The following is a 12,648-nucleotide window of genomic DNA, read 5'->3' as shown; positions in this document are numbered from 1 at the left end:
ACTTCCGGATGGTCAGCTGTGCAACGCACGTAAACGAGTGGTGTTCAGAAGACCCTGTTCTTCAAGCACAGGATAAGCCATCGCTGCGAGCAATGAATTGATCTGCTTCAGGTCGCGGATCGTATCGAGATGAATGGAACTTGTTTCCAGGCTGCGCGTCGTGCCTTCGCGCAGACGGCTGAAATGCCGGGAACTGCTTTGTTTTTCCAAATCCCGCAAGTGATCCTTCTCCAGAACCAGCTGATGCGCAGTTTCACGATCGCGGGAGACGAGGACGTTGAAGGCCATGCGTGCATTGGTCAGCACCTTGGCGTGGAAATTACTGAGTTCGAGCCATCCCTCATCCGTGAATTTGAGCTTACGGTCCATTTTCTTTTGCACCAGCGCCAGCATGTTCCGTACGATGATATCGCCGACCTGTTCCAGCTTGACGCAGGCGCCGAGCAATTCCTGAGCGCGCGCGACTTCAAAGTCGCTGAGTGATTTGGTTGTCAGCTTGGCGAGATACAATTTGATCGCGGCATGCTTGCGGTCGACCTTGTCGTCTAGTGCTGACAATTCGTCGATGCGCTCTTGTTCTGGATTCTCATAGAGGTCGATGATCCGCCGCAGCATGATCTCGATAGTCTCACATACGCCCACGGTCTCGCGTGTCGCGTTGGCAAGCGCAAGGCTGGGGGTGTCGAGCACGCTCTCATCCAGAGCGCTGAGTTCTTCATGATCCAAGGGGCGTGGCTGTTCTGCAGGCACATTGAGCGCAACGAAGGCTTTGGTAACCTTCAGGACAAGGGCGGAGAGCGGCACGCCGGCAAGCAGGATGATGATATTGAACAGGATGTGCCCGTTGATCACCTGATCGGCGGGCGTGGAGCCGAGGAAGGCCATCGATGGTTTGAAAGTCAGGTACAGGACGAGGATTACCACCGAGCCCGCGCCGCGCATCAGCAGATTGCCCATCGGCACGATACGCGTCTGCGGCGCGGCATTGCGGGTAAGAAGTGGTGCGATGAAGGACGAGCCCAGATTGACGCCGAAGATCATCACGATCCCGAGTTCGGGCTGGATGAGTCCCCGGGCAGCAAAGGTGACCAAAAGCAACACAGCCGCGATGCTGGAGTGGAACAGCCAAGTCATTACAGCGGCAAGCAGGAAGGCGGTAACTGGGTCAGTATCAAGATAGCCGACAATCACCGGCAGCAATTCGCTTTCGCGCAACGGTTCGGTCGCCTGACCGGTCATCTCAAGCGAGAGGATCAGAAGGCCGATGCCGACGAGAATGCGGCCCATCTGGCGCCAGTTGCTGCGCTCCGTCGACATGAAAATTACCGTGCCGGCAACAAGGCAGAGAGGGACGAGCAATGTGAGATCGAAGCTCAGAATCTTGACCACCAGCGCGGAGCCAACCTCAGCGCCGCGCACAGCCATCAGGCCGGCAATGCCACTGACTATGCCTGAGCCGACAAAGGACCCGACGAGAAGGCTGACCGCGGTCGAGCTTTGCAGGGCGATGGAAAGCATCAACCCCCAGAGTACCGCGAGAATGGGATTGTGCAGGACACCGCGCAGGCTTTGGCGCATACGCTCGCCGTAAGCGCGCTCCACTCCGGTTCGCACCATGCGGGTGGCCCAAAGCAGAAGTGCTACTGCTCCTGCGAGATGCAACAAAATTGCGGAACCGTTCACTTGAGGGCAATCCTGACACGTTGGAAAATACGGTAATGCAACCGCTTGATTTTAGTTTCAATTTGTTAAGATAACATATCGTGCAAACGGGGGAAAAAATATGTTCCGGCTAAGAAAAATTGTGTCGTATTTGACAAAGTGCAACGGTTTTGTGACGGTTCCAGCTTGATGTTTTTTCGTTCGTTGGCTTTTGAAAGTCGGGCAGGCATGAGGGGCGTATGAGTAGGGGATGACGGTCTTGCAGGCCTTCCGTCGCGCCTTTATTTGTTGCATCATGTGATTGGCTTGAGCGATAGAGGCTCGAACCATCAATTCGGCCTCCAGAACCGTCAAATTTAACGAACGAAGAGCAGCATGCGATTTCCGCCGTCCTTTCTCGATGAGATCAGGGAACGTGTACCGATCTCCAGCGTGATCGGTACACGTGTTTCATTCGACCGGAAAAAGACGAATGCGCCCAAGGGCGACTTCTGGGCTTGCTGCCCGTTTCATGGCGAGAAATCACCGAGCTTTCACTGCGAGGATCGCAAAGGCCGCTACCACTGCTTCGGCTGCGGTGTCACTGGCGATCATTTCCGCTTCCTGACGGAATTGGAGGGGCTCAGCTTCCCTGAAGCAGTGCAGCGTGTTGCCGACATGGCGGGCGTTCCCATGCCCGCGCGCGACGCTGAAATGGAAATACGCGAAGCGAAACGCGCCACGCTCTACGACGTCATGGAGATGGCGACCAAGTTCTTCGAGGAGCAGTTGCAGGCGGCTGGCGGTGCAAAGGCGCGTGCGTATCTGCGTGATCGGGGCCTGACTGCCGCCACACAGCATTCATACCGTTTGGGCTATGCTCCCGAGAGTCGCAATGCCCTGAAAGAACATCTGGCATTGAAGGGCGCCACCAAGGAGCAGATCGAGGCTTGCGGCCTTGTGGTCTATGGCGACGACAAGCCAGTATCCTTTGACCGGTTTCGCGACCGCATCATGTTTCCGATCGAGGATTTGCGTGGCCGCATCATCGCTTTTGGTGGCCGGGCGCTAGCGCCTAACGCCATAGCAAAATACATGAACTCCAACGAGACCGAGCTTTTCCACAAAGGCAAGATACTCTTCAACGCCCTCCGTGCCAGGAAAGCGGCACAGCCCCAGGCCGGGCAGCCGGCAAAAGCAGTGATTGCCGTGGAGGGTTACATGGATGTCATTGCCTTGGCCCAGGCCGGCTTCGCGCAGGCGGTTGCGCCACTGGGCACCGCATTGACGGAAGATCAACTCGATCTGCTTTGGCGGATGTCGCCGGAACCTTTGCTTTGTTTCGACGGGGACAATGCCGGTATCAAGGCTGCGCACAGGGCGATCGATCTGGCATTGCCTGCATTGAAGCCGGGAAGGTCGCTGCGGTTTGCGGTGTTGCCGGAAGGCAAGGATCCTGACGATCTTGTAAAGTCCTCCGGACCACAGGCCTTCCAGGCGGTACTCGATGATGCGCGGCCGTTAGCTGACATGCTCTGGGCACGCGAGACCAGCGGCGGCGTCTTCAATACGCCCGAACGGCGAGCAGAACTAGAAGCGCGGCTCAAGCAGATGACGGCGCTGATCGGTGACGAGAATGTACGCCGGCATTATGCGCAGGATGTTCGCGATCGCATCCAGCAATTCTTCAACTCGGGCCAGCGTGGAAATGATCGGCGCAACAATGGTCAGCGCGGCAACAGCCAGAACGGCTTTGGCCAACAGAACGGCTACGGGCAGCGGGGCAGAGGGGCGGCAGGCGGCCGCCTTGCCGTTTCGGACAGTCTGGCGCGTTCGGTTCTAGTGAAGACGACGTCTGCTGCGCCGCCGCTCCGCGAGACCGCTATCCTGATGACCCTGTTCAATCATCCGCGCCTGATCGAGGAAGATTTCGAAACGGTTGTCCGGCTTGAATTCAGTCACCCTGACCTCAAGCGCTTTCATGCGGCCATGCTCAATGCCATGGCGGAACACCATGTCGCGAATGGCGCCGAGATGCGCAAGGCGATGGTGGAAACCAGCCATGGAGCGCTTATCGAAGCACTTGAAGCACTGGCGCGGCGTGCTCGCATGTGGACCGCGACAGCGGAAGCCGCGGAAGAGGACGCTTTGGAAGCGTTAAGACAGGCAGTTCACTTGCATCAGCGCGCAAGTACACTACATAAGGAGCTGAAAGTCGCTGAAACCGCCTTGGCCACAGAAGCCACCGACGAAAACCTCAACCGGCTGCTCGATATTCAGAACGATATTCGCAATGCGCAAGCCACTGAAGCGCTGATCGAAGGGTTCGGAATACCTTCGGGACGGGCGGGTAAGGGTTTTTGACCGAATTGATTCGCTTTTTTATCGCGAATCAGTTGAGTCGGGGTTGACGTGGGTCAATAATGACGGAATCAGATTGCGCGGAATTGAAGATATTTGCAGGTCTAGCACAAAAACCGGCAAATTCAGCAGATATGTAGCGTGCTCGCCACCGGGATAACAAGGTTAATCCGCCATTAACGGGATTTCGGCTAGTCGATCATTTATTACCTTGATGATGCGGGGGAACCGGTGTGCGGCCGCACTCGTTTTCCCTTATGCATGAACAAAGCGAACGTCGCTTGGAGATATAGAATATGGCAACGAAGGCAAAGGAAAACGAGGAAGTAGAAGTCGAGCGCGAAGGCGCGCCAGACGGTCCGCTTCTCGACCTTTCCGATGACGCTGTCAAGAAGATGATCAAGCTCGCGAAGAAGCGCGGCTATGTCACGATGGATGAACTCAACGCAGTTCTTCCGTCTGAAGAGGTCACTTCCGAGCAGATCGAAGACACCATGGCCATGCTCAGTGATATGGGCATCAATGTTGTCGAAGATGATGAGCAGGATGCAGACGCTGAAGAGACTGACAACAGCGCTGACGAGGAAAGCGACGCACGGGAGCTCGCGGAGTCAACAGGCACCGCTGTAGCTCCAACGACGACCAAGAAAGAACCTACCGACCGTACCGACGATCCCGTCCGCATGTATCTGCGTGAAATGGGCACGGTTGAGCTGTTGTCGCGCGAAGGCGAAATTGCCATTGCCAAGCGCATAGAGGCTGGCCGCGAGACCATGATCTCTGGTCTGTGCGAAAGTCCGCTGACTTTCCAGGCGATCATCATCTGGCGCGAAGATCTGAACGAGTCGAAGATCCTGTTGCGCGAGATCATCGATCTCGAAACCACCTATGCGGGCCCTGAAGCCAAGCAGGCTCCGGTGATCGAACGCGTCGAGGAAGAACGGCCTGCCGCTGCCAATGACCGGTCGCGCAGCCGTCGCGATGATGACGACATTACGAACGTCGGCGGCGATACACCGGTCGAGGAAGATGACGATGAGGATGATGAGGCCAATCTGTCGCTCGCCGCGATGGAAGCCGAACTGCGTCCGCAGGTCATGGAAACACTCGACGTTATCGCTGACACCTACAAGAAGCTGCGCAAGTTGCAGGACCAGCAGGTAGAAAATCGTCTCGCTGCCTCAGGCTCGCTGTCGCCAAGCCAAGAGCGCCGCTACAAGGAACTAAAGGATCAGCTGATCAAGGCGGTCAAGTCGCTGTCGCTGAACCAGAACCGTATCGAAGCGCTGGTTGCACAGCTCTATGACATCAACAAGCGCCTCGTTCAGAACGAAGGCCGCCTGCTGCGTCTTGCCGAATCCTATGGCGTGCGCCGCGAGGACTTCCTAAAGGAATATCAGGGCAACGAGCTTGACCCGAACTGGCTCAAAGCCGTTTCGAACCTGACGACACGTGGCTGGAAAGAGTTCACAAAGAACGAAAAAGACACGATCAAGAACCTGCGCACGGAAATCCAGAACATGGCGCAGGAAACCGCCATTTCGATCTCGGAATTCCGCCGCATCGTCAATCAGGTCCAGAAGGGCGAACGCGAAGCGGCGCTTGCCAAGAAGGAAATGGTCGAGGCTAATCTGCGTCTTGTTATTTCCATTGCCAAAAAATACACCAATCGCGGCCTTCAATTCCTCGACCTCATTCAGGAAGGCAATATCGGCCTGATGAAGGCGGTTGATAAGTTCGAATACCGCCGTGGTTACAAGTTCTCGACCTATGCGACTTGGTGGATTCGCCAGGCCATTACCCGCTCGATTGCCGATCAGGCCCGAACTATCCGTATTCCGGTACATATGATCGAAACGATCAACAAGATCGTCCGGACTTCGCGCCAGATGCTGCATGAGATCGGCCGTGAGCCGACACCGGAAGAACTGGCAGAAAAACTGGCCATGCCGCTGGAAAAGGTGCGTAAGGTCCTGAAGATTGCCAAGGAGCCGATTTCGCTTGAAACGCCAGTGGGTGACGAGGAAGATTCGCATCTCGGCGATTTTATCGAGGACAAGAATGCGCTTCTGCCAATCGATGCTGCCATCCAGGCCAACCTGCGCGATACGACGACGCGGGTTCTTGCTTCGCTGACACCGCGTGAAGAGCGTGTGCTCCGCATGCGCTTCGGTATCGGCATGAACACCGACCATACGCTGGAAGAAGTCGGCCAGCAATTCTCTGTAACGCGCGAACGCATTCGTCAGATCGAGGCGAAGGCACTTCGCAAGCTCAAGCATCCGAGCCGGTCGCGGAAACTGCGTTCATTCCTCGACAGCTGATTTTGCGGCTTGCACAGCCGCAAATATGAAAACGGGATGGGTGTGAACCCATCCCGTTTTTGTTTGTGTAGAGAACAATGTGCCCCGTTTCACACCTGGGACATCTTCCCTGCAATGGGAATTGGCTTAAAGCCGGTTCAGAGCGAGGGTTCGCTTGATTTCTTTCCGGCCTTTTCCTTGACCATCAGCTTGTCGATATAGGCCAGGAACAGCGCCGAGAAGACGAAGGCAAGGTGGATCACTGTGAACCAGGTCAATTGTTCCGTGCTGAACTGGGTCAGATTTAAAAACACCTGCAGCAGGTGGATCGAGGAAATGGCGACGATGGTCGATGCAACCTTGATCTTGAGCGATCCCGCATCGATTGTCCCCAACCAGTGCACTTCCTCGGCTTCATCAAAGCGGCTGACGAAGTTTTCATAGCCGGAAATGATCACCATGACGACGAGGCTGGCGACCAGCGCCGCATCAATCAGGCTGAGCATTTTAAGGATCGTGTCGGTCTCGTTCAGAATCGTAACCTTGGAGACGAAATCCACGAGCTTGCCTGCGAAGGAAAAGGCGTAGATGGCGAGCGCGAGCGCGAGGCCAAGATAGAAAACGACCAGAAGCCAGCGAGAGGCAAGGATGATGTTTTCGATGAAGATTTCGATGCGTTTCATAAGGTGGGGTCCGGTCCGGTTGCAGGAAACTGGCTCATGCCATCACATAACAACGCAGAGCGTGAACTCAAGTCAAAATCACAAAAAACCCGGACCGAGGCCCGGGTTTCTGGCTGCCAGCGTATTTGCAGCCGTTAGTTGTTACTAGCCATAGGAGCGACGAGAGGTGTGATGCGGCGAATGGCTACACGGCGGTTCTGCTGTTCCGGACCATCGGCTTTAATTTTCAGATAGCGCTCACCATAGCCCTGAGTTGCCATGTTTTCCGGCGGGATATCGAACACGTTCGTCAGCGCCTGCGCTACGGACTCGGCACGCTTATCCGACAGGACAAGGTTGGCCTGATCCGAGCCGACAGCATCGGTATGGCCCTCAATCAGGAACGTCTCCGCCGGGTTCTTTTTCAGGACTTGTGACATGGCGTTGGCAACGCTTTCGATACGCTCGATCTGGTCCTCGCCGATTTCGGCCGACCCGAACTGGAAGGTGATCGTGTCGAGATCGACCCGGCGCACCTTGTCGCGGATACGGGCGGAGCGCTTGACTTCATCCACCGAATAGATGCGTTCCACCCGTTCGACCGGCGGCTGCGCAAAGAACTCGTAGACATCTTCTTCAGGCGCTTCTTCGGCATCCATAATGTAATCGCGGACCGGAATGTTCAGGCGAAGCGGTGGCAAATCATCGCCCGGGTCGCGCCATTCAAGACGATCCTCGCGGTCGTAGTCAGGCGTATAGGTGAGTAACACCTCGCGTCCATCCGGCATGACACGCGACCGCTGGATCACATCACCATAGCGGTTGCGGATGGTAATGATCTGGACGCCATTGTCGCGGACGATTGTTTCGCGAGTGCGGCGGCGCGGCAAGTCCTCGTAGTAGACCTCTTGTGCATTGCGCGACATGCGAGGGCGATCAGAGCTCTCGACAAAGACATTGTTGTTGACTTCGACGATGGTGCGGTCGTCGAACTGCTTGATTACCTGAACATCAGCTGGACGCTCGTCACGCCGGCGGTCCTTGGTCCGCGTACCCTTTTCGGTAAGGACCGGCTCGATTTTGACGGGAGTTAGTTGCTGCTGGACCTCAGCATCGGTCGTGGGTGGCGGCGCGGGTGGGGTGGCGGGCTCCTGAGCAACCGGCCTTGCTGCGGCGGGTGCTTCGGCTGCCTGTCCGCCCTTGCTGCCCTTACTACGATCCTTTCCTTCACGAACGGGTGCTGGCTTGTCGCTGTCGAGAACCGGCGCCGCGTTTTCCGGCAGGGGTGATGCCTCTTGTTGTGCAGGCTGGGTGGCCTCGGCTGGCGCTGTTGCCGGAGCAGTCGCCGTCCCTTCAGGAGTCGGCTGTCCAGTGGCAGGATTTGCAGGTTTTACTGGCTTGGTTTCGTCGACGGTTACAGCCGGCTTTTCGCCTGTTGTCTGGTCGGGCGCAGGTTTTTCTGCGGTCGCCGGGGTCTCCGGCGTAACCTTGGCAGGTGCTTCCTGGGCGGCTTCCGTCGCCTTCTTCGCGTCGTCAGCAGCTTTTTCGGTTTGCTTGTCCGCCGCCTTCTGGGCGCCGTCAGCCTTCTTGCGCGCTTCTTCTTCGGTCGCCTTTTGAGTTTTTGCGGCCTTTGCCGCTTCCTGTTCCGCAGCCTTCTTGGCTTTCGCCGCTTCCTTTGCAGTATCCTGTTCAGCGGCCTTTGCCGCTTCAGCCTCTGATGCCGCCTTCTTGCGCGCTTCTTCCTCAATAGCCTTCTGCTGTTCCGCCGCCTTGTTGGATTCGGCCTCGGCAGCTCGCTTGGCTTTCTCGGCTTCCTGAGCAGCCTCCTTTTCGGCGGCCTTTGCAGCCTTCGATTCCGAAGCAGCTTTCCGTTTTACTTTTTCTTCTACGGCCTTCTGCTGTTCCGCTGCCTTGTCGGCTTCGGCCTGCGCAGCGCGTTGCGCTTCGTCAGCCTTCTGAGCAGATTCCGCTTCGGCGGCTTTCGCAGCCTGATCAGCCTGTTGCTTCGCCTGCTTCTCGGCCTGTTGCTGCGCTTTGGCTGCGGCATCTGCTTCTTCCGCGGCGCGCTCTTGGGCTTTCTCAGCCCGCTTGCCCGCCTTCCTCTTTATTTCTTCGGCTGCAGAATCTTCCTGCGGTAAGGCTTCTTCGGCCTGCGCGAGCATAAGCGACGGCACGTTTGAGTTGGAGGATATAAAGGGCCGATTGAGCGGGGGCTGTTCAGCCATCGCCAATGGCGAGGAAAAGAGAATTGCTGTTGAAGCAAAAAAGAGGGCTGTACGTTTCATTTTCATCCCTGTCTCGCGTTCCTTCTTGTTGAAACACGTCAAATGTTCGTGATCGCAACTTGGTTCCGCTTTGTGGCAACGAATTGTCCGTTGCGATCGTCTTTGCAGTTTCATTGCCGGTGGCAATGCTGTCCGGCCGCGAAGTTTGGCCGAATCCGATGAGGTGAGGATTGCAATACCAGCCTGTATGTCGGGTGAAGAAGCTGTTCATCTTGCGTTCATGTTAAAAATATGGACGCGGAACTGCTTGCGCTGTATTGGAACGCATGCCTATGGAGCCATTCTGGAAAACAAAGACTCTCGACGAGATGAACCGCTCGGAGTGGGAAAGCCTGTGCGATGGCTGTGGCCGCTGCTGTCTGCACAAGCTTGAAGACGAGGACACTGAAGAAATCTACTTTACGACAGTGGCTTGTACTTTGCTTGACGCAGGGACATGTCAGTGTTCGGACTACGTCGACAGAAAGAAGAAGGTGCCCGACTGCGTATTCCTGACGCCTGAGATCGTGCGCACCGTCGACTGGCTGCCGGAGACATGCGGATATAGGCTCATCGATGAGGGCAAAGATCTTTACTCGTGGCACCCTCTCGTATCGGGCAGTGCAGAAACTGTGCACGAGGCGGGCATTTCGGTCCGAGGCAAGGTCACTGCATATGACCACGATCTTTCCAGTGATGAAGATTACTTCAAACACATGATGCAGGCCGAATTGCCATCCTGAGCCTGTTTCGAAATGAACCGTGCGTGAATGGCACGTTGAGGATTTGTTCAGCTCATTTATGGAAGAACGGGCGCCTGTCCGGATATCAGATTTTCTGAATCCCCTAATCCCGGACAATCAGACAGGAGAACGCCCCATGGCTAGTCTTTCATTGAAGTTGCTGGCGGTCGGTGCTGCGATCAGCATCGGTGCAATTCTCGGCGCGAACACATCTAATGCCGCGCCGGTCGCTGCGGTGCCGATTGTTGTTGACTATGGCACAACGTCGGTACCGGTAGTGCAGATCGATCACCGATACGGGCATTATCGGCCGCCCTATCGTCCCGCATTTTGTACGCCCCGCCAAGCCGCCAACAAGGCGAACCGCATGGGTATTTACCGGGCGCGCGTGGCCGTAAACCGCAACGTCATCCGTGTTGCCGGCTGGAAGCGCGGCCTGCGCACAGTTGTTGTTTTCGCCCGTGCGCCTGGTTGTCCGTTCATTCGATAATGTCTGCAGACGCAAACAAAAAGGGTGCCGCAAGGCACCCTTTTCCCTGATGTGCAGGATCAATTTTTCAGTTCGAACGTCACGTTTACGTTTACGTTATAGGTGTTTTCGCCCGCCGCAACCGGAACGGAGTCGGAAGCCTCCATTGACATCATCTTCGGCCGAACGGCCATCGGCATGGGGCGAGGGTTGAACGACTGCTCGCTAATGTCGATAACTTTGCCAAGGCCGACGCCTGCAGCTTCCGTCAAGGTCTTTGCCTTGGCCATGGCACTTGCAACCGCCTTCTTTCGTGCCTCTTCAAGGATCGCATCGGGCTTGTCATTGGTGAAAACAAGATTGCCGCCTTGATTGACACCGAGTGTTACTGACTGATCGAGGATCTCGCCTACCTTTTTCAGATCGCGCACGCGGACCGAAAGTGAATTGGAAACTGCGTAGCCAACGATTTTCGGTGCCTGTGGTGGTTGTGTACCGTCTTTGTTTTCCGGATAGACATAGCGTGGGTCGATGCTGAAACCGGAGGTCTGTAGATCCCGTTCGGCAATGCCTGCTTTCTTCATAGCATCCAGAACCTTGGCCATAGCCTCATTGTTGGCTGTCAACGCTTCGCGTGCCGTCGGCTTTTCCTGCAGGACAACCAGTGAGATGATTGCGGTGTCTGGCGCGGCAGCAGCTTCGCCTTCTCCGGTAACCGTAATACGTGGTCGTGGAGTTTCGTCCGCCAGGGCGGCGAAAGGTACAGCCATCATTGTGGTGGCTGCGAAGGCCAGCGTCAGGAATTTCGGTGTCATGGATATCTCCCAGATGAAGTGACGCTGCTGCGTCGCAGGTCATTATGGGTGGATTAGGGCAAAAGGCAAAACTTTTGGCGGCTCCACGCTTCGTGCATCCAATTGGCTGCATGCGCGTTTCTCTTTCAGGAAGAAGGAAGAGAATCATGACTATCGAAAAAAACAAGAACAGCCCTGGAAAGATCAAGGGGCGCGAAGGTCCGGCAGAAACACCGATGAAGAAGCGGGATTGGAGTGAGGTCAATTCGGAGGAAATGCCTATCGACGACGAGTTGGCAATTCGCGGCGAGCGGCACGTAGCGTCGGAGGATGCGGGTGACCTGTCAGAAGACGACGATGACAACCCCTATCAGAACAGCGATGACGCCTTGCCCGACGATGAAGAGGAGGAGGAAATTACCCGCGATCCGGAGCGGGAAGGGCACCGATTTGGCGACTAGCTTAGTCATTGGACGCCCGCATCCAGTAGGCGATGTCCGTCCAGTCGGCGAACACCGCTACTGCGCCTTTGTCGAGGAGGGCTTGCGCGTGGGTACCATAGGTATGCGCGCCGCCGGTGTAGCCTATAGCGGTCATGCCAGCGGCGACAGCCCCTTCGATGCCGAATGGCGAATCTTCCATGACGACGCAGTCCTTTGGATCGGCCTTCATCTCGCTGGCGGCATGCAAAAAGAGGTCAGGTGCGGGTTTGCCGCGTTTGACCATGGAGGAACTGTAGATCGCATTGCCGAAACAGGCAGATAGCCCTGTCGTCTCCAGGCTAAAATGAATGCGTTCCAGCGACGAGGATGAGGCGACGCAGCGGGGTGTTTCCAACGTCTCAAGCAGTGCCCGGATTCCGGGTGTCGGCCGTAGTGACTGGCTGAACACACGTCTGGTTTCCGGCCAAAGACCGGTTTCCGCTTTATCCGAAAGCTGGTGTCCGGTCAGTTCGGCAATTCGCTTGATGATGTCGGACTGCTTCATGCCAATGCATTGCGCGATCGTACCTTCCGGTAGCGGCATTCCCTGATTGGCATAGACATTGTGATAGGCAACAGCTGCTAGGGGTTCGCTATCAACAAGCACGCCGTCGCAATCAAATATCACCAGATCAAATCGGTTCTGCAGCATTTTCGTCCCTCTTTATCATGCGCTTCACGGGCCTTTGCCCGCTCGTCCTTACCTTTCATATAGTGCACATAGGTCTTGACTAAAATACAAATGTTCAATATTCGGTGGTTGTGATTTGAACGGCTTCGAACACCGAATAGAGGCCGCGGAGGAGGGCATTATGGCTACGAATGTTGCATTGACGGGATTGGCGCGGGACATGCAGGCGCGGGCGGAGACGGGCCGTCCGATCCGCATCGGCCTGATCGGTTCGGGCGAGATGGGCACCGACATCGTC

The 12,648-nt window shown here is 56.2% G+C and carries 11 protein-coding genes; 5 read left to right on the top strand and 6 right to left on the bottom strand.

Features of this window, described 5'->3' with window-relative positions; genetic code table 11:
* Positions 1–12: 12 nt before the first annotated feature.
* Complete coding sequence (locus CU103_RS10895) at positions 13–1,683, bottom strand: Na/Pi cotransporter family protein (protein ID WP_106663968.1); 1,671 nt, start codon at positions 1,681–1,683, stop codon at positions 13–15.
* A 354-nt stretch (positions 1,684–2,037) separates the two neighbouring features.
* Between CU103_RS10895 and dnaG the strand changes: the two genes are divergently transcribed.
* Positions 2,038–4,005 (top strand): DNA primase, encoded by a 1,968-nt coding sequence (gene dnaG / locus CU103_RS10890; protein ID WP_106663967.1) that lies wholly within the window; start codon positions 2,038–2,040, stop codon positions 4,003–4,005.
* Positions 4,006–4,298: 293 nt separating this feature from the next.
* A complete protein-coding gene (gene rpoD / locus CU103_RS10885) occupies positions 4,299–6,326 on the top strand; it encodes an RNA polymerase sigma factor RpoD (protein ID WP_106663966.1) in 2,028 nt (675 codons plus the stop codon).
* Between the two features lie 137 nt (positions 6,327–6,463).
* On the opposite strand, the gene CU103_RS10880 is transcribed toward rpoD, so the two are convergent.
* The 3 genes from CU103_RS10880 to CU103_RS10870 all read right to left on the bottom strand — a co-directional run bounded on the left by CU103_RS10880 (position 6,464) and on the right by CU103_RS10870 (position 9,463).
* A complete protein-coding gene (locus CU103_RS10880; RefSeq protein ID WP_106663965.1) occupies positions 6,464–6,988 on the bottom strand; it encodes a TIGR00645 family protein in 525 nt (174 codons plus the stop codon).
* A gap of 134 nt (positions 6,989–7,122) precedes the next feature.
* Positions 7,123–9,252 carry an OmpA family protein gene (locus CU103_RS10875; protein ID WP_245448726.1) on the bottom strand — a complete coding sequence of 710 codons (2,130 nt, stop codon included), beginning with the start codon at positions 9,250–9,252 and terminating at the stop codon, positions 7,123–7,125.
* Positions 9,185–9,463, bottom strand: coding sequence for a hypothetical protein (locus tag CU103_RS10870; RefSeq protein WP_106663963.1), 279 nt, complete (start codon positions 9,461–9,463; stop codon positions 9,185–9,187). The genes CU103_RS10875 and CU103_RS10870 overlap by 68 nt, the downstream gene beginning before the upstream one ends.
* Positions 9,464–9,518: 55 nt before the next feature.
* On the opposite strand from CU103_RS10870, the gene CU103_RS10865 reads away from it, so the two are divergent.
* Both CU103_RS10865 and CU103_RS10860 read left to right on the top strand, forming a co-directional pair.
* Positions 9,519–9,974, top strand: coding sequence for a YcgN family cysteine cluster protein (locus CU103_RS10865; RefSeq protein WP_106663962.1), 456 nt, complete (start codon positions 9,519–9,521; stop codon positions 9,972–9,974).
* 136 nt (positions 9,975–10,110) lie between these two features.
* Positions 10,111–10,464, top strand: a complete 354-nt coding sequence (locus CU103_RS10860; protein ID WP_106663961.1) for an antifreeze protein — start codon at positions 10,111–10,113, stop codon at positions 10,462–10,464.
* 59 nt (positions 10,465–10,523) lie between these two features.
* On the opposite strand, the gene CU103_RS10855 is transcribed toward CU103_RS10860, so the two are convergent.
* The gene (locus CU103_RS10855) at positions 10,524–11,258 is read right to left on the bottom strand and encodes an SIMPL domain-containing protein (RefSeq protein WP_106663960.1); all 735 of its coding nucleotides are present in this window, start codon (positions 11,256–11,258) and stop codon (positions 10,524–10,526) included.
* A gap of 146 nt (positions 11,259–11,404) precedes the next feature.
* Between CU103_RS10855 and CU103_RS10850 the strand changes: the two genes are divergently transcribed.
* Complete coding sequence (locus CU103_RS10850; protein ID WP_106663959.1) at positions 11,405–11,698, top strand: hypothetical protein; 294 nt, start codon at positions 11,405–11,407, stop codon at positions 11,696–11,698.
* Position 11,699: 1 nt separating this feature from the next.
* Here the strand turns inward: CU103_RS10850 and CU103_RS10845 are convergent, their stop codons facing one another.
* A complete protein-coding gene (locus CU103_RS10845) occupies positions 11,700–12,371 on the bottom strand; it encodes an HAD family hydrolase (protein ID WP_106663958.1) in 672 nt (223 codons plus the stop codon).
* Between the last annotated feature and the right edge of the window lie 277 nt (positions 12,372–12,648).

Source organism: Phyllobacterium sophorae (assembly GCF_003010965.1).
GTDB classification, from domain to species: Bacteria; Pseudomonadota; Alphaproteobacteria; order Rhizobiales; family Rhizobiaceae; genus Phyllobacterium; species Phyllobacterium sophorae.
Note: the sequence above shows the minus strand (reverse complement) of the source record. Positions and strands in the feature narration are given on the sequence as shown.

Coding starts and splice junctions, on each gene's coding strand:
- CU103_RS10845 (WP_106663958.1), bottom strand. CDS start 12,371: ATGCTGCAGAACCGATTTGATCTGGTGATATTTGATTGCGACGGCGTG.
- dnaG (WP_106663967.1), top strand. CDS start 2,038: ATGCGATTTCCGCCGTCCTTTCTCGATGAGATCAGGGAACGTGTACCG.
- CU103_RS10875 (WP_245448726.1), bottom strand. CDS start 9,252: ATGAAACGTACAGCCCTCTTTTTTGCTTCAACAGCAATTCTCTTTTCC.
- CU103_RS10855 (WP_106663960.1), bottom strand. CDS start 11,258: ATGACACCGAAATTCCTGACGCTGGCCTTCGCAGCCACCACAATGATG.
- CU103_RS10860 (WP_106663961.1), top strand. CDS start 10,111: ATGGCTAGTCTTTCATTGAAGTTGCTGGCGGTCGGTGCTGCGATCAGC.
- CU103_RS10880 (WP_106663965.1), bottom strand. CDS start 6,988: ATGAAACGCATCGAAATCTTCATCGAAAACATCATCCTTGCCTCTCGC.
- CU103_RS10870 (WP_106663963.1), bottom strand. CDS start 9,463: ATGAACAGCTTCTTCACCCGACATACAGGCTGGTATTGCAATCCTCAC.
- CU103_RS10850 (WP_106663959.1), top strand. CDS start 11,405: ATGACTATCGAAAAAAACAAGAACAGCCCTGGAAAGATCAAGGGGCGC.
- rpoD (WP_106663966.1), top strand. CDS start 4,299: ATGGCAACGAAGGCAAAGGAAAACGAGGAAGTAGAAGTCGAGCGCGAA.
- CU103_RS10865 (WP_106663962.1), top strand. CDS start 9,519: ATGCCTATGGAGCCATTCTGGAAAACAAAGACTCTCGACGAGATGAAC.